Consider the following 553-nt stretch of genomic DNA (forward strand, 5'->3'; position numbering starts at 1 on the left):
GTGAGACAGGTGCTGCATGGCTGTCGTCAGCTCGTGTTGTGAAATGTTGGGTTAAGTCCCGCAACGAGCGCAACCCTTATCCTTTGTTGCCAGCGGTCCGGCCGGGAACTCAAAGGAGACTGCCAGTGATAAACTGGAGGAAGGTGGGGATGACGTCAAGTCATCATGGCCCTTACGACCAGGGCTACACACGTGCTACAATGGCGCATACAAAGAGAAGCGACCTCGCGAGAGCAAGCGGACCTCATAAAGTGCGTCGTAGTCCGGATTGGAGTCTGCAACTCGACTCCATGAAGTCGGAATCGCTAGTAATCGTGGATCAGAATGCCACGGTGAATACGTTCCCGGGCCTTGTACACACCGCCCGTCACACCATGGGAGTGGGTTGCAAAAGAAGTAGGTAGCTTAACCTTCGGGAGGGCGCTTACCACTTTGTGATTCATGACTGGGGTGAAGTCGTAACAAGGTAACCGTAGGGGAACCTGCGGTTGGATCACCTCCTTACCTTAAAGAAGCGTACTTTGAAGTGCTCACACAGATTGTCTGATGAAAA

Annotated in this window: 1 rRNA gene; it reads left to right on the forward strand. The window is 52.8% G+C overall.

Annotated elements, in window-relative coordinates:
* A 16S ribosomal RNA gene (locus NA197_RS23415) occupies window positions 1-504 on the forward strand; the annotation flags it as partial.
* Window positions 505-553 lie beyond the last annotated feature (49 nt).

Origin of the sequence: Salmonella sp. NW884, assembly GCF_051700745.1 — a bacterium.
Taxonomy (GTDB): Bacteria; Pseudomonadota; Gammaproteobacteria; order Enterobacterales; family Enterobacteriaceae; genus Salmonella; species Salmonella enterica.